Origin of the sequence: Rhodococcus sp. IEGM 1372 (genome assembly GCF_030056835.1) — a bacterium.
GTDB lineage: Bacteria > Actinomycetota > Actinomycetes > Mycobacteriales > Mycobacteriaceae > Rhodococcoides.
On sequence record NZ_JASHKS010000062.1, the window covers coordinates 1 to 15244 of the forward strand.

17 protein-coding genes are annotated in these 15244 nt (G+C 64.9%); 11 read left to right on the forward strand and 6 right to left on the reverse strand.

The genetic code is table 11. From position 1 onward, the window contains the following. Positions 1-84: 84 nt before the first annotated feature. Positions 85-1134, reverse strand: coding sequence for an iron-siderophore ABC transporter substrate-binding protein (locus tag QM590_RS24895; RefSeq protein ID WP_269596771.1), 1050 nt, complete (start codon positions 1132-1134; stop codon positions 85-87). A 102-nt stretch (positions 1135-1236) separates the two neighbouring features. Between QM590_RS24895 and QM590_RS24900 the strand changes: the two genes are divergently transcribed. Together QM590_RS24900 and QM590_RS24905 are read left to right on the forward strand one after the other, a co-directional pair. Beyond that, positions 1237-2073 carry an SDR family NAD(P)-dependent oxidoreductase gene (locus QM590_RS24900; protein WP_269596770.1) on the forward strand — a complete coding sequence of 279 codons (837 nt, stop codon included), beginning with the start codon at positions 1237-1239 and terminating at the stop codon, positions 2071-2073. Beyond that, positions 2070-2564, forward strand: coding sequence for an SRPBCC family protein (locus tag QM590_RS24905; RefSeq protein WP_269596769.1), 495 nt, complete (start codon positions 2070-2072; stop codon positions 2562-2564). Before QM590_RS24900 ends, QM590_RS24905 begins: the two co-directional genes overlap by 4 nt. A gap of 3 nt (positions 2565-2567) precedes the next feature. On the opposite strand, the gene QM590_RS24910 is transcribed toward QM590_RS24905, so the two are convergent. Beyond that, a complete protein-coding gene (locus QM590_RS24910) occupies positions 2568-3077 on the reverse strand; it encodes a mycothiol transferase (RefSeq protein WP_269596768.1) in 510 nt (169 codons plus the stop codon). Between the two features lie 98 nt (positions 3078-3175). Here QM590_RS24910 and QM590_RS24915 point away from each other — a divergent pair, with 98 nt between their 5' ends. Next, positions 3176-4210 (forward strand): NADPH:quinone reductase, encoded by a 1035-nt coding sequence (locus QM590_RS24915; protein WP_269596767.1) that lies wholly within the window; start codon positions 3176-3178, stop codon positions 4208-4210. Position 4211: 1 nt separating this feature from the next. Here the strand turns inward: QM590_RS24915 and QM590_RS24920 are convergent, their stop codons facing one another. After that, entirely contained in the window at positions 4212-4685 is a 474-nt protein-coding gene (locus QM590_RS24920; protein ID WP_269596766.1) for a phosphoribosyltransferase, read from the reverse strand. A gap of 84 nt (positions 4686-4769) precedes the next feature. On the opposite strand from QM590_RS24920, the gene QM590_RS24925 reads away from it, so the two are divergent. The 3 genes from QM590_RS24925 (at position 4770) to QM590_RS24935 (ending at position 7472) form a co-directional block, all read left to right on the forward strand. Continuing rightward, positions 4770-5438 carry a class I SAM-dependent methyltransferase gene (locus QM590_RS24925; protein ID WP_269596765.1) on the forward strand — a complete coding sequence of 223 codons (669 nt, stop codon included), beginning with the start codon at positions 4770-4772 and terminating at the stop codon, positions 5436-5438. A gap of 9 nt (positions 5439-5447) precedes the next feature. Further along, complete coding sequence (locus tag QM590_RS24930) at positions 5448-5810, forward strand: VanZ family protein (protein WP_269596764.1); 363 nt, start codon at positions 5448-5450, stop codon at positions 5808-5810. 153 nt (positions 5811-5963) lie between these two features. Then, positions 5964-7472, forward strand: coding sequence for a stealth family protein (locus tag QM590_RS24935; RefSeq protein WP_188078858.1), 1509 nt, complete (start codon positions 5964-5966; stop codon positions 7470-7472). 3 nt (positions 7473-7475) lie between these two features. On the opposite strand, the gene QM590_RS24940 is transcribed toward QM590_RS24935, so the two are convergent. Beyond that, the gene (locus QM590_RS24940) at positions 7476-8387 is read right to left on the reverse strand and encodes a phosphodiesterase (RefSeq protein ID WP_068053283.1); all 912 of its coding nucleotides are present in this window, start codon (positions 8385-8387) and stop codon (positions 7476-7478) included. 158 nt (positions 8388-8545) lie between these two features. On the opposite strand from QM590_RS24940, the gene QM590_RS24945 reads away from it, so the two are divergent. Continuing rightward, complete coding sequence (locus QM590_RS24945) at positions 8546-9355, forward strand: alpha/beta fold hydrolase (RefSeq protein ID WP_094641337.1); 810 nt, start codon at positions 8546-8548, stop codon at positions 9353-9355. Between the two features lie 72 nt (positions 9356-9427). On the opposite strand, the gene QM590_RS24950 is transcribed toward QM590_RS24945, so the two are convergent. After that, the gene (locus tag QM590_RS24950; protein ID WP_269596763.1) at positions 9428-10555 is read right to left on the reverse strand and encodes an acyl-CoA dehydrogenase family protein; all 1128 of its coding nucleotides are present in this window, start codon (positions 10553-10555) and stop codon (positions 9428-9430) included. A 16-nt stretch (positions 10556-10571) separates the two neighbouring features. After that, positions 10572-11747: an acyl-CoA dehydrogenase family protein gene (locus QM590_RS24955; RefSeq protein ID WP_094669581.1), complete on the reverse strand. Its 1176-nt coding sequence runs from the start codon at positions 11745-11747 to the stop codon at positions 10572-10574. Positions 11748-11825: 78 nt separating this feature from the next. Between QM590_RS24955 and QM590_RS24960 the strand changes: the two genes are divergently transcribed. Genes QM590_RS24960 through QM590_RS24975 form a run of 4 tightly spaced genes read left to right on the forward strand, consistent with a single transcriptional unit; the run spans position 11826 to position 15150 of the window. Then, positions 11826-12380: a histidine phosphatase family protein gene (locus QM590_RS24960; protein WP_068053269.1), complete on the forward strand. Its 555-nt coding sequence runs from the start codon at positions 11826-11828 to the stop codon at positions 12378-12380. A gap of 14 nt (positions 12381-12394) precedes the next feature. Then, positions 12395-12877 (forward strand): RidA family protein, encoded by a 483-nt coding sequence (locus tag QM590_RS24965; protein WP_068053267.1) that lies wholly within the window; start codon positions 12395-12397, stop codon positions 12875-12877. 39 nt (positions 12878-12916) lie between these two features. Continuing rightward, positions 12917-14407 carry an ABC transporter permease subunit gene (locus tag QM590_RS24970; RefSeq protein ID WP_269596762.1) on the forward strand — a complete coding sequence of 497 codons (1491 nt, stop codon included), beginning with the start codon at positions 12917-12919 and terminating at the stop codon, positions 14405-14407. Then, on the forward strand, positions 14404-15150 hold the full coding sequence (locus QM590_RS24975; RefSeq protein WP_068053258.1) for an amino acid ABC transporter ATP-binding protein: 747 nt from the start codon (positions 14404-14406) through the stop codon (positions 15148-15150). The genes QM590_RS24970 and QM590_RS24975 overlap by 4 nt, the downstream gene beginning before the upstream one ends. The last annotated feature ends 94 nt before the right edge of the window (positions 15151-15244 follow it).

The window sequence follows — 15244 nt, forward strand, 5'->3', positions numbered from 1 at the left end:
CGAACGGAAACTAACCGACGCCAAGGTCGGATCCACCGTTAATCTGACACTCCCAACAGGAACGACAGCGCGAGGTCTACTGACCTAGTTCGCGTCGAGCTTCGCGACAGCCTCGTCGATCATCGGCACATATCGCTCGAGTGCCCATGGCACCGTCAACGGATTGATGATGGACGATCCGGTGACGAACGACTGATCCGTCGGTGCCACGACCGAACCGCGGGACACTGCCGGAATCTGCTTGTAGGCAGGCTGGTTCTCGGTGTCGGTGCGGTTCTGCGGATCCGAGTAGAAGGTGAAGATCAGGTCCGAGTCGTTCAACAGATTCGCGTTCTCCAACCCGATGACCGCCGAGTCGGTGCCCTCGGTCTCGTCGAGCGTGTTCACCACCGGATCGACCTGCAACCCGAGTGCTCGCACCATCGCGACGCGTTGCTCGTCGGCAAGAAACACTCCGAGCGTCCCCGGCCCGGTGTTGTAGATGTACGAGAAACTCACGCCGGCATATTCGGGGTGCTCGCTGGTGGCGTCGGCGAAGCGGCTCTTGATCTTCTCGATCTCGTCCGCCGCCTTCTGCTCCTCCCCCATGGCCTTGCCGATGACGGTGATCTGGTCTTCCCAGGTGATCGTCCACGGCTGCTCCTCGTACGCGACCACCGGTGCGAATGCGCTCAGCTTGTCGAACTGATCCTGTGTGACGCCGGACCACGGGGCCAGAATCAAATCGGGTTCGAGGGCAGCAACGGCTTCGATGTTCAGTTCGGTTCCACCGGTGAACTGTTGGGGAAGTTCGGCACCCAGCTCGGTCACCGCGTCGTGAACCCACGGCAGATACCCGGTGTCGTCGGCGCCCCACGAGTACTCCTCGACGCCGACGGGCACGGTGCCCAGCGCGATCGCCGTCTCGGCCGAGCCCTGCCCCAGAGTCACGATGCGCTCCGGCTTCTCGGTGATGACGGCTTGACCCAGAGCCGAATCGATGGTGACAGTGGCAAAGTCACCGCCGCCGTCCTGTTCGGGCTCGGCAGTATCGGCAGAGGAGCACGCCCCCACCACCAGGGCCGCCACGGCAAGCGTGGACAGCAGGGTTGCACGGCCGGCAGTGCGTCGACCGGCCGGTGACACTGAGAACATGGTTACCTCTCGACGAACCAGCGGAAATCAAAGTAAGACTAGGCTAACCTACAAGAGCCGTTCAAATGCGCTGCCCGGCGGCCATTCGCTACGGTGGGTCGCATGAGCCTTCCTCGTCCAGCACCCGACCGGACAGCCGTCGTGACCGGAGCATCCTCGGGCATCGGGGCCTCCATCGCCCGCGAACTCGCCTCCCGGGGCTACGGCGTCACCCTCGTCGCTCGGCGAGCCGACAAGCTCGAAGACTTGGCACAGGAGATCCGAGCACGGGGAGTCCGAGCCGAAGTGCTCGCAGCAGACCTCTCCGACCGCAGCGCTCGCGCCGAACTACTCGGCCGCATCACCGAACTCGGCCTCATCCCGGACATCCTGATCAACAACGCCGGACTCTCCACCCTCGGACCCGTCGCAGAGTCCGACCCCGACGCTGAGATGCACATGATCGAGGTCGACGTGGTCGCCGTCGCGGACCTGTGCACCCGGTTCCTCCCCGGCATGGTCGAGCGCCGACGCGGCGCACTGCTGAACGTCGCCTCGACTGCCGCGTTCCAACCTCTGCCCGGACAGGCCGGCTACGGCGCGTGCAAGGCATTCGTGCTCTCGTACACACAGTCGCTGACCGGTGAGCTGCGTGGAACCGGCGTCACTGCCACCGCGCTGTGCCCGGGACCGGTACACACGGGATTCGGCGAGGCCGCAGGGTTCGCGAAAGACGATGCGGAGAAGGCACTTCCGCCGATCATGTGGGTCGAGGCGGACACAGTCGCCAAGACTGCCGTCGACGACATGACCAAGGGGCGCATGGTGTCGATTCCGGGAGCGGCCAACCGCATCGGATCCATCTTCGCGCAGATCACCCCGCGAACGGTGTTGGTGCCCATGCTCACTCGCATTCACCCCGGCCTGGGCAAGAACGCCCGCAAGGGAGCCTCGTCATGAGTCGCGAACTCACCGTCTCGGACAGCATCGTCGTCGCTGCCGATCCGAACACGCTGTACGCCGCGATCAGCGACCCCACGCGCATGGGTGAGTGGAGCCCGGAGAACAAAGGTGCCACCGTCCACGAACCCCGCGAGAGTGCCTACGTGGGAATGGTGTTCGACGGAACCAACAAGCGCGGACGAGCGAAGTGGGTCACTCGCTGCACCGTCACCGCGGCCGATCCTGGCAAGACCTTCGAGTTCCGCGTCCACGCCATCGGCAAGAGCGCTCCGAAGATCAAGGGCGCGAACGCAACCTGGCGATACGACTTCGAACCGGTCGCAGGTGGCACGAAAGTGACCGAGACCTGGACCGACGACCGGACGAAGTGGCCCGACGCGCTGGCTCTCGTGTTCGACAAGATCGTCACCAGCGGTAAGACGTTCCCGCAGTTCCAGCGTCGCAACATTCGCAAGACGCTGGAGAATCTGCAGAAGGTTTACGCCTGATTCTCAGGCCTGCCGGGTGTACAGGCCGAGAACGTACGACGCCTGCCCGGCATGCTGAAGGTCGTCGGACAACACCGACACCAGCCGTGCACCCAGCGTGACCGGCGGGTCCCAGTTCTCGTCGACGATTCGATCCAGATCGTCCGTCGAGATACTGCTCAGGTACGCAACCGTTTTCGAGTGCACGGCATCGTGATACTCGCGCAGCAGGTCGGCGCTGGAGGTGACCTCGGCGACGTCCGCTGACGACTGGCCGTACCCGATATCGGACCGGTCGAACGGGAGACCGAAGCGCTCGAACCACGAGTCGGAGTTCCACAACTGCTCGCTGCCTGCCACTCCGGCGATGTGGTCGTCCTGCACCCGCGTCAGGTGCCACAGCAGCCACGCGATGCTGTTTGCTTCGGAGTCGGGCCGGTAGGTCAACGCTGCGGCGGGGATGTCGTCCAAAACCGAGTGGACGAGTTCCTTGATTCGGCCGAACGCGTCGGTGAGCAGTTCGTTGTGATTCATGCGATCCGTTTCTCTTGTGACAGCACTGATGACCACTCATGCATACCCCGATGCGCCCGCAGGGAACATCGGGGCGGTCCGAGCGCGTTGGACCGGATATGACTGCTCCAGCGATTGTGTACACCCGCACCGGCGATTCGTCCGTCCTCGAACTGAAGGATCGCGAGGTGACCGAGCCAGCCGCAGGCGAAGTTCGGGTCCGCATCGTGGTCTCGGGCGTCAACCCGACGGACTGGAAGAACAGGACAGGCTCGGGGCCGGGTGAGAAGCCGGCGTTCGACGAGGTGGTACCGAACCAGGACGGCGCCGGAGTGATCGACGCTGTCGGCCCCGATGTCGAGGGGCTTGCCGTCGGAGATCGCGTCTGGGTCTACCTGGCCCAACATCAGCGCCCGACCGGTACCGCCCAGTCCTTCTCGATCCTGCCTGGATCCCGAGTGGTTCGGCTGCCCGATGGCGTCGGATTCGACGTGGGCGCAAGCCTCGGAGTGCCCGCGATGACGGCGCACCGCGCACTGACCGTCTCCGAGGACGGACCCACGCGGCTGCACCCGGGTGCGCTGGACGGCAAGTCGGTTCTGGTCGCCGGTGGTGCCGGTGCCGTCGGCCATGCCGCGATCCAGTTGGCCCGCTGGGCGGGCGCGACCGTGGTGACGACGGTCAGCGGACCGGAGAAGGGCGCACTGGCGACCGCGGCGGGCGCGCACCACGTGGTGAACTACAAGACCGGCGACGCCGCCGCCGAAATTCATGAATTGGTTCCTGCCGGAATCGATCTCATCGTCGAGGTGGCTCCCGCACAGAACGCCGCACTCAACGCTGCCGTAGGAGCGAACCGCGCCTCCATCGCGGTGTACGCCAACAATGGCGGCGACACCGTGACCCTCGACGTTCGGCCGAACATGGTCCTCAACACGCGCTACCAGTTCGTCCTCCTCTACACCGTGGGCGACGAAGCTCTTCGCAACGCCGAGGCGGACGTCAGCGCTGCGGCAGCCGCAGGTGTGCTCGAGGTGGGCGAGGCCACCGGTCTACCGCTGCACCGCTTCTCGCTGAGCGAGACCGCAGCGGCACACGACGCCGTCGAGAACGGAACCGTCGGCAAGGTGCTGATCGACGTCTCCAGCGAATAACTCAGGTGATGACCGGCAACGTGGACCAGGGAAAATTGATCCACTTGTCGGTCTCTCGCCACGAGTAGTCGGGCTGCACAATGGTTCTCGGCTTGGTGTAGATGACGGCCGATCGCACCTCGGGTGTATGCGCCTTCAGTAGGTCGATGACCAGAGCCAGTGTGCGGCCGGAATCGGCGACGTCGTCGACGACGAGCAACTTCTTGCCGACGATCGCGTCGGTGTCCAGAAGTGGTTCGAGGACAACAGGATCGGGCAGGGTCTCCTCGATGTCGGAGTAGAACTCGACATTGAGGGTGCCCGCCGCCTTGACGCCCATCGCGTAGGAAATCGCACCCGCGGGGATGAGTCCGCCGCGGGCGATCGCGATGACGATGTCCGGGACGAACCCGTCGTCGACGATCTTCTCGGTCAGGTCACGCGAGGCGTCCCCGAACGTCGCCCATGTCAGCACTTCACGTTCCTGTTCGGTCATGGAGCATCACTCTACCCAGCACCGAATTTTGCCGAAATAGCAACGATGTTTGCGTGAAGGCCCGGCAGCGGGCAGTCTCGCACCATGGCCGACCACACACATACTCACACTCATTCCGCCGACGGGGCCCACGTAGAACCGGATTTCGAGAACGGTGCCTTCGACGAGGCGTTCTGGGACGACCTCTACAACCAGCGCACCACCATCTGGAGCGGCAATCCCAATGCCGTGTTGGTACAGGAAGCGTCCGAGCTGACTCCGGGTCGCGCACTGGACATCGGCTGCGGTGAAGGTGCGGACTCCCTGTGGCTGGCCGGTGAAGGCTGGAACGTGACCGGCGTCGACATCTCCGATGTCGCCCTCGGCCGGGCTCGCGCGGCGCAGCAGGCGCTGGAGCCGCAGACACTCGCGGTGGAATGGCGTCAGGAAGACGTTCTGGACTGGACTCCCCCGGCCGCGGCGTTCGATCTGGTGTCGGTGCACTTCCTGCAGGTGCCGCCGGACGAGCTCGCACTGACCACGCGCAGGTTCGCGGCTGCTGTCGCACCGAGGGGACGTCTTCTGATCGTCGGGCACAGTCCGAGCGACAGCCACGCCTCGCAGCACCCGGCCAAGAACCGGCTGTTCGCTCCGGAACCGGTGGTCGCCGCGGCGGGCGACGAGTTCGAGCAGATCCATGCCGAACACCGCACCCGTACGACGCCCGACGGCGACGAACGAATCGACACGGTCGTGGTACTGCAGCGCCGGTAAACTCGGGCGGTGTTCTCGCAGTCGACGTATCGAATTCCCCTGGCCGTCACCTTCGTGGTGGCGCTGATCGTGCTGTTCACCCCCGCGTCCGGGGTGCCGTCGGGATTTCAGCACAGCGACAAGATCATTCACTTCGTGTTGTTCGCGGTCCTCGCGTACACCTCCCGCATGGCCGGAATCGGCTGGGCCGGCACCGCAGCGTGGGTGCTGGGATTCGCAGCGATCTCGGAGGTCCTGCAAGCGATTCTGCCTCTTGGGCGCTCCGGATCGGTCGCCGACGCTCTCGCCGATGCCGCCGGAGTTGCTGTAGGCCTGGTCGCGGCGAGCCGGGTACTACCGCGGCCCGTCGGAAATGCCGCGGACCTGCACTAGACTGTGCCTGCACCGGGTTTCCCCGGCCTGCGCGCACACTCCGGAAGGAACGCCATCACCTCGTCCTCTGCCCCGCACGATATCTACCTCGTTCCACCGGAGCACGAGACCAATGATGCCGTCACCCGAGAATCCGCAGCGTCCGCCGCACGCCTGAGCGAACGATCCGACGTGGTCAGCCACGACGGCCGCTACGCACTGACGATCACCTCCACCACCCCGCACCAGGCGATGGTCGAGGACCTGCTGTTCGTCCGCGCCGTGCTCGACGCCGCCCGCATCAAGTACCTGCTCGTCCGCGGCAACGACGAACGACCGGTCATCGCCATCGAACTGGCGGCCCGGGACGCGCTCACCACCGCATTGGTACACGCCTGCCGCGCCGAGCCGTTCTACTCCAAGACCGTCGACGCCCGCGGGAAAGCCGTGCTGGTTGCCGACGGCACACTCTCACCGTCGGCCAACGCCCGGATCGTGCGGCTGTACCGTCCGCGAGTCGAACCGTTCAGCGGGTTGTACTACGGCGCATCGACGGCAGTGCAGATCGAACTGTGGTCGTTCTCGCCGTCCGAGATCGTGCTTCCGATCGAGAATTCGCTGACCCGTCGCAACATTCGGCCCGACGAGGCCGTCCGCGGAACGGTCGAACGCTTCGGCAGAACGTGGCCGACCATCGAGAACATGTTCGCCGACCACGCGTCGGACATCAATTTCGACATCGACATCGTGTTCTCCTGGGTCGACGGCTCCTCGGCAGAATTCCAGGCCCAGCGCGCGCGGCGGATGGCGAACTACGTCGTCGGTGAGGGTGACGACTCGGCAGCCCGCTACCGGCAGATCGACGAACTGAAGTACGCGCTGCGGTCGATCCACATGTACGCGCCGTGGATCAGGCGCATCTTCGTGGCCACCGACTCGGCGAGACCTGCATGGCTCGCCGACCACCCCAAGGTGACGTTCGTGCCGAGCGAGGCCTTCTTCGTCGACACATCCGTTCTGCCGACCCACAATTCGCAGGCCGTCGAAAGCCAGCTGCATCACATCCCCGGATTGTCCGAGCACTTCCTGTACTCGAACGACGACATGTTCTTCGGTCGACCGGTCAGTCCGTCGATGTTCTTCTCCCCCGGCGGAATCAGCATGTTCATCGAAGCCACGACCCGAATCGGGTTGGGCTACAGCGACGCCGACCGCAGCGGCTTCGAGAACGCGGCGCGGGTGAACCGTCGAATCCTGCAGAACCGATTCGGAATGACCACAACCCGGCATCTCGAACACGCGGCAACACCGCTGCGGCGCAGCGTGATGCAGGAGATGGAGAACGAATTCCCGGACGAGTTCGCCTCCACCGCGGCGAGCGCGTTCCGGGCGAGCACCAACATCTCGGTGACCAACTCGCTGTACCACTACTACGCGCTGATGAGCGGTCGCGCCGTGGTCCAGAAGGACGCCAAGGTCCGGTACATCGACACCACCACCGTGGCCGGTCTCGACCTGATGGAGAAGCTGCTCCCCAAGCGCTCGGTGGACTTCTTCTGCCTCAACGACGGCAGTTTCCCCGAGGTCGACCTGGACCTGCGCACCCGAACGGTGACACAGTTCCTGGACAAGTACTTCCCCATCGTTGCACCCTGGGAACGCGCGAGGACCGACGAACGCTGATGCTCAGGCGTCGCTGAACGTCTTGCGCCGCGCGCTGTCTGCGATGGTCACTCCCGCTGCATTCAGCCTGCGCGCAGTCTCCTGAGCCGAGACCGGCTCTCCCACAGTGTCGTACGACCCTGTGGGCACCACCGAATGCACGACGGTGTCCTCGTAGACATGGACCAAGTTGTAGCCCTGGGCACCGTCGCGTCCGCGCAATCCGCCTGCGGGCACGTTCAGATCCTGGGTGTAGCAGGTGGCCGACGCCACCGAGACCGGGATACCCGCGAACGTGGCGGTCGTCGAATAGTGCAGGTGCCCAGCAAGAATGGATCGCACATCGGTTCCGCGTAGCACGTCGGCCAGCCGAGGCTGGTCGATCAGCTCGACCAGCACGGCGAGATCGAGCACGGTCGGTACCGGCGGGTGATGCATCGCGAGAATGGTGCCGAACTCGGCGGGGGTAGCGAGAGTGTCTGCCAACCAAGCCAATTGCTCGTCGCCGAGCTCGCCGTGATGCCTGCCCGGAACCGTCGTGTCGAGCGTCACCACACGAAGACCGTCGACGTCATGGACACGATCGATGGACTGCCCGGTGGGTTCGGCGTCGAGAAGCTTCTGACGAAACGTCGCCCGGTCGTCGTGATTGCCCATCGCCCAGACGATCTGCGCACCGAGTTCCTCGGCCACCGGCTCGACCAACGCGCGCAATTTCTCGTACGCGCCCGGCTCGCCCTTGTCCGTCAGATCCCCCGTGAACACCAATGCGTCGGGCCGCACACCGGAGTTGCGTACGTCGGTCATCACCTGCTCGAGCCGCAAATGACTGTCCACGCCCCCGTACAACCGACCTCCGCCGTCGACGAGATGCGTGTCGCTGATATGCAGCAAGCAGTGATGGGGACGTGGGTACTCGGCCATCCGAGACTTCATCGAACTCTCGCTCACGATCGGACCTACCGTTTCACGTTCACCCGGCCGGGCGAACGCCACTGTTGCAACCCAAGCATACGAGCGTTCACTGAGAAAAAGCTGGTCGGATCTACGCGGTGAACACCGCACCAACATCCGGCGTGTGACAGGTTGAGAGCATGACGAAACCGAAGCTGACCACCCTTCTCGCAACTGCAGGACTGACGGTGGGGTCGATGGTCGGCATCGGCGTCGCGCCCGCTGCCGCGCAGGAGCTGCCGACCGTGGTGCTGGTGCACGGAGCCTTCGCTGACAACACCAGCTGGGACGGCGTAGCCGACAACCTCCGTGGCCGCGGCTACCCGGTGGTGACGGCGGACAACTCGCTGCGCGGACCGGCGTTCGACGCGGCCTCGGTCACCGATGTCGTCGAGAGCATCGACGGGCCGGTGGTACTGGTGGGCCATTCGTACGGCGGCACGGTGATCAGCAACGTGCACGCCGACAACGTGGAAGCGCTGGTCTACGTCGCCGCGTTCATGCCCGTCGAGGGCGAACCCGTCGCCCTGGAACTCGACCCCATCCGATTCCCGGTGACCGCGCTGGTACCGCCGGTGATCGGCCTGTCGATCGTCGACGACTCCTCCAACCTGATCGGCAAGAACGTCGACTCGTACATCACGCCTGCCCTGTTCCGGCCGTTCTTCGCCCCTGATGTCACCGAGGAGCAGGCCGCGCGCATGGTCGCTCACCAGAAGACGATCGCTGCCGGTGCGCTGCTCGAGCCGAGCGGTCCGCCGTCCTGGGCGGACACACCGTCGTGGGCGCTGATTCCCCAGCAGGATCAGATCATCCCGGCCTCGGCCGAGCGGTTCATGGCGCAGCGGGCGGGTGCTCGGGTGACCGAGGTGCCGGGTTCGCACGCGATCCTGGTCTCGAACCCCGCAGCCGTGGCCGACCTCGTCGCCGAGGCGGATGCGGGCAGCTGACACCTCACGAAACGACCTCGGGCCCGGCCACCTGTCGACGGTGGCCGGGCCCGAGGAGTGTTAGGACGAGCGTCAGATCCCGATGAGATCGTGATCGGCGACCTTCGCGGCAAGGATGCGTAGGTGCTCGTCGGCACCACCGAGCGTGTGCTCGATGGCCACCAGTCGACTGGTGTAGTGCCCCACCGGATATTCGGCCGTCACGCCGATTCCGCCGTGCAACTGAATGGCCTCCTGGCCGATCTTGCGACCGGACCGCGAGATCTGCAGCTTCGCTCGCGACGCGATGGTCGGGTCGACGTTGCCGTCGGCCAAGGACATCGTGGCGTACAGGCTCATGCTGCGGGCGAGTTCGAGCAGCACGTACATGTCCGCCGCACGGAAGGTGAGCGCCTGGAACTTGGCCAGCGGAACCCCGAACTGCTTGCGCTGCTTGAGGTAATCGGTGGTCAACCGAAGCGCCTCTTCCATCGCACCGATCGCCTCGGCGCAGAGCGCGGCCTGCGCCCGCACCTCGGCACCGGTGATGGCCGCGACCGCGTTCTCGGCGGTGCCGAGCGGTTCGGCTGCGACGTCGACGAATTCGATCTGCGCGGCGCGCTGACCGTCGTGAGTGGCGTAGGACTTGCGCGTGAGACCGGTCGCGTCGGCGTCGACGACGAACAGTCCCGTTCCACCGGTGGGCAGCGTCGCACTGACGACGATCACGTCTGCGCTACCACCGTGCGGAACCGGATTCTTCACGCCGCTGATCGACCACGATCCACCGTCCTCGGTGGCGGTGGTGGCGACCTCGACGTTGGGCCAGCGGCTACCGGATTCGTTGTGCGCGAACGCCAACATCGACGATCCCTCGGCCACGGGCGGCAGGAGCCGCGCGCGCTGATCGGCGCTGCCGAGCTCGGAGATCAACCCGCCGGGAACGAGGACGGCGTCGAGGATCGGCTCCGGTGCGAGCCGTCGTCCGACCTCGGTCATCACCGCCATGATCTCCACCGGACCGGCGTCCATTCCGCCGTCTTCCTCGCTGAACGTCAGACCCAGCAGGCCGACCTCCGCCAACTGCTTCCAGACGTCGGTGCTCCAGCCCAGCTCACCGGCAACGATCTTGTTGCGCTTCTCGGTGTCGTAGGCCCGCGAGAGAACCTCACGAGTGGTGTCGCGCAGCAGCTTCTGCTCTTCGTTGAGTTCGAAATCCATGTCTTCAGATGCTCCCTTACAGTCCGAGAATCGCAGAGGCGATGATGGTGCGCTGAACCTCGTTCGAGCCGCCGTAGATCGACACCTTGCGGTAGTTGAGATACCCCGGTACCGAGCGCTGCGCCCAGCCCTCGCTCTCGATGTCCTCGCCCGCCTCGTAGGGCAGTGAGTCCGGCCCGGCAACGTCCATCAGCAATTCGGTGGTGGCCTGCTGCAGTTCCGATCCCCGCAGCTTGAGGATGGACGACGCCGGATTCGGCTTGCCGTCGTCCGAGCTCGACACCATGCGCAGCTGAGTCAGCTCGAGGGCGAGCAGTTCGTTCTCGACCTCGGCCATCTTGGCCGCGAACAGTGGATCCTCGAGCAGCGTGCCGGTGCCGACCTTGGTCTGCGCCGCGTGCTTCTTCGCCTGTCCCAGATGGACTTTGGTGTGTCCGGCCCGGGCGACGCCGGTGCGCTCGTTGCCGAGCAGGAACTTGGCGTAGCTCCAGCCCTGGTTCTCCTCGCCGACGAGGTTCTCCGCCGGAACGCGGACGTTGTCGAAGAAGACCTCGTTGACCTCGACACTGCCGTCGACCAGCTTGATGGGGCGCATCTCGATGCCGGGAGTGTTCAGGTCGATCAGCAGGAACGAGATTCCGGCCTGCTTCTTCGGCGCGTCCGGGTTGGTGCGCACGAGGGCGAAGATCCAGTCGGCGTACTGGCCGAGCGTGGTCCATGTCTTCTGTCCGTTGACGATGTAGTCGTCACCGTCGCGGATGGCGGTGGTGCGCAACGACGCCAGGTCCGATCCGGCCTCGGGCTCGGAGAAGCCCTGGCACCACCAGATGTCGAGGTTCGCCGTCTTGGGCAGGAACTTCTCCTTGAGCTCCTGCGAGCCGAACGTCGCGATGACCGGGCCGACCATCGAGGCATTGAACGCCAGCGGCTCGGGCACCGACGCCAACTGCATTTCGTCGAGCCAGATGTGACGCTGTACAGCGGTCCAGTCGCGGCCACCGAACTCCGCGGGCCAATGCGGCACCGCCAGGCCGTTCTCGTTGAGGATTCGCATGGTCGTGACCACCTCGTCCTTGCTCAACTCCTGACCCGTCGCACTCTTCTCGCGAATCTCGGCGGGGACCTTCGTGGTGAAGAACGTCCGCATCTCGTCACGGAACGCGGCCTCTTCTTCTGTCAGGGCAAGATTCATCGACAATCCTCCAAGCTCGTTCGCGTATCTTCGTATCGACCGTACTCCCTGGTAACTCTGGGATATTCTCCGCTCACTATGACTCTTCTGGCACTGGTTCGGCACGGTGAAACGAACTGGAATCTGCACGGGCGCCTGCAGGGCTCTTCGGACATTCCTCTCAACGACACCGGGCGAGCTCAGGCCCGCGAGGCCGGCTACGAACTCGAGTACCGGACATGGGACCACCTGGTCAGCTCCCCGCTGATCCGAGCAGCGGAAACCGCAGACATCATCGGCGCGCACCTGGGTCTGACCCGCACCGCCGAGTTCCCCGATCTGGCCGAGCGGCACTTCGGTGACGCCGAGGGCTTCACCGACTGGGACGCGTATTCCCACTGGCCGGACGGCCGGTACCCGGGCTTGGAGCCGCGTTCGAACCTGATCGTGCGTGGCGTGCGCGCCGTCGACGAGATCGCCGCGCGCTACCCGGACTCGGCGGTGATCGCCGTGGCGCACGGCGGCGTCATCCGGGCGATCTTCGACGCGATCCGGCGACGCCACTCCCCGCGCATCCTCAACGCGGGCGTCTCCACCCTCGAACACGACGGTTCTCGCTGGACCGTTCGCACCATCAACGGCATCCCGGTCTGACAGAGTTTTCTTTCATGGAGATCGAACGTCGCATCACCGAACTCGGCTTCACCTTGCCCGGGGAACCGACCGCTCCGCCCGGTTTCGAGTTCTCGTTCGAATGGGTGCGCGTGCGTGGCAACCGAGTCTTCGCCTCGGGCCATTCCCCCTTGGACCGGGACGGCACCCTGGCCGGCCCGTTCGGTGCAGTGCCGTCGCAGGTCGATCTCGACTCGGCCACCGACGCCGCACGCGACACCGCGCTGGCGCTCCTCGGCAGCGTCGCCCGGGCAATCGGCGACCTCGATCGAATCAGCGCGTGGTTGACCGTGACCGGGTCGGTCAACGCCGACCACGGCTTCACTCAGACCACCACGGTCGTCAACGGCTTCTCCGATCTGGTGCTCGCCATCTTCGGTCCGGAAATCGGTGCCCATGCCCGCACCGCACTCGGGGTGGCGGCATTGCCGATGAACAACACCGTCGTGGTGTCAGCGGAACTGGAGATCGACGGGTAGGTTTTGCTCCACTCGTACATACGGCGAAAGCGGGCGCAGATGGTGCGCAGATCGATTCTTGCTCTGGTCGCGATTCTCATCGGCATCCTCGGGTTGTCCGGCTGCAGCTCGTCCTCACAGTCGCTGCTGGACCGGGTGCAGGACGAGGGCGTACTGGTCGTCGGCACCGAGGGCACCTACAGCCCGTTCAGCTATCAGGGCGCGGACGGACAACTCACCGGATACGACATCGACGTCATCAACGCCGTCGGAGCCGAGTTGGGCGTACGCGTCGACTTCGTGCAGACCCCGTTCGATTCGATCTTCGCCGGACTGCAATCCCAACGCTTCGATCTGATCGCCAACCAGGTCTCGATCACCCCTGCGCGCCAGTCGGCCTACGACCTGTCCACGCCGTACACGGTGTCGGAAGGCCAGATCCTCACCGCCGCAGACGACTCCACCATCACCTCTCTCCCCGATCTGGCCGGCAAGACCACCGCGCAATCCTCGACGAGCAACTGGGCCGAGGTCGCGGCGAACGCAGGCGCGAACGTCGAAGCCGTCGAGGGATTCGTACAGGCGGTCACTCTCGTCAAGGACGGCCGCGTCGACGCCACCGTCAACGATTCCCTCGCCATCGCCGAATACCTGCAGCAGACCGGCGACACCGGCGTGAAGATCGCAGGCGAGACCGGCGACACGACGCTGCAATCCTTCGTGGCCCGCAAGGACAGTGGGCTGATGGACGAGGTCGACGCCGCCATCGACACACTCCGCGAGAACGGCACCATCGCCGAGATCTCGAACAAGTACTTCGGCAGCGACGTCGCCGCACCGACCGCCGACACCGTGGTTCCGACAAGCGACGACGCAGCGTCGACGGCACCGTCCAAAACACAGCTGGTTCTCGACAACCTGTGGCCGATGCTCGAAGCCACGGTGACAATGACGATTCCGCTGACCGCCATCAGCTTCGTGGTCGGACTCGTCATCGCCCTCGCGGTGGCACTGGCCCGGATCTCGTCGATCGCACCGCTCGCTGCGGTCGCCCGGTTCTACGTCTCGATCATCCGCGGCACTCCCCTGCTGCTGCAGCTGTTCATCATCTTCTACGGGCTACCGCAGTTCGGCATCGTGATCTCGCCGTTCCCGGCCGCGGTGGTCGCGTTCTCGCTCAATGTCGGTGGCTATGCGGCCGAGGTGATCCGGGCCGCGATACTGAGCGTGCCCAAGGGACAGTGGGAGGCCGCGCAGACCATCGGGATGGGCTACCGAACCACGTTGCAGCGCATCGTGCTTCCACAGGCACTGCGCACCGCGGTACCACCGTTGTCGAACACGCTGATCTCGCTGGTCAAGGACACCTCGCTCGCATCGACCATCCTGGTCACCGAGCTGCTGCGCGTCGCACAACTCGCGGCGGCACCGACGTTCGACTTCTTCACCCTGTACGCCGTTGCGGCGCTCTACTACTGGGTGATCTGCATCGTTCTCTCGTTCTTCCAAGGCAAACTCGAAGTCCGACTCGACAGGTACGTGGCCAAATGACAGACCTGCTGGAAGTATCCGCACTGAAGAAATCGTTCGGGCCGCTTGAGGTGTTGAAGGACATCTCGTTCACCGTGCCGTCCGGCACCGTCACCGTCATCATCGGACCGTCCGGATCCGGCAAGACCACGGTGCTGCGCACACTCAACGCACTCGATCAGGCCGACGCAGGGATCATCCGCATCGGGGACGTGTCGGTGGATTTCGCAGAATCCGTCAACGCGGCGCAGCTCCGACACTTCCGCGCTCAGAGCGGCATGGTGTTCCAGAGCCACAACCTGTTTCCACACAAGACGGTGCTGCAGAACATCATCGAGGGACCGGTGATCGTCCAGAAGCGAGCCAAGGACGACGCCATCCGTGACGCGCACGCGATCCTCGATCAGATCGGTCTCGACGCCAAGTCCGACCAGTACCCGTTCCAACTGTCCGGAGGCCAGCAGCAACGCGTCGGAATCGCCCGAGCTCTGGCGCTGCGCCCCAAGCTGATGCTGTTCGACGAGCCCACCTCGGCTCTCGATCCCGAACTCGTCGGCGAGGTACTGGCCGTCATCAAAGGCCTTGCCGCGCAGGGCTGGACGATGGTGATCGTCACCCACGAAATCCGTTTCGCCCAGCAAGTCGCCGATCAGGTGCTGTTCATCGAGAACGGCGTCGTCCTCGAACGCGGCACACCGGAACAGGTGCTGGTGAACCCGACGGAGCCCCGTACCCGCCAGTTCCTGCAGCGCATATTGGCCTAGAGGGGCTGTAGAGGGGCTGCGCCCCATGTGCGCGGAACTTCGTAGCAGGGGTCGGGCGGATTCGAGCGGTGGTCGCAACGGGCCTGATCATTAG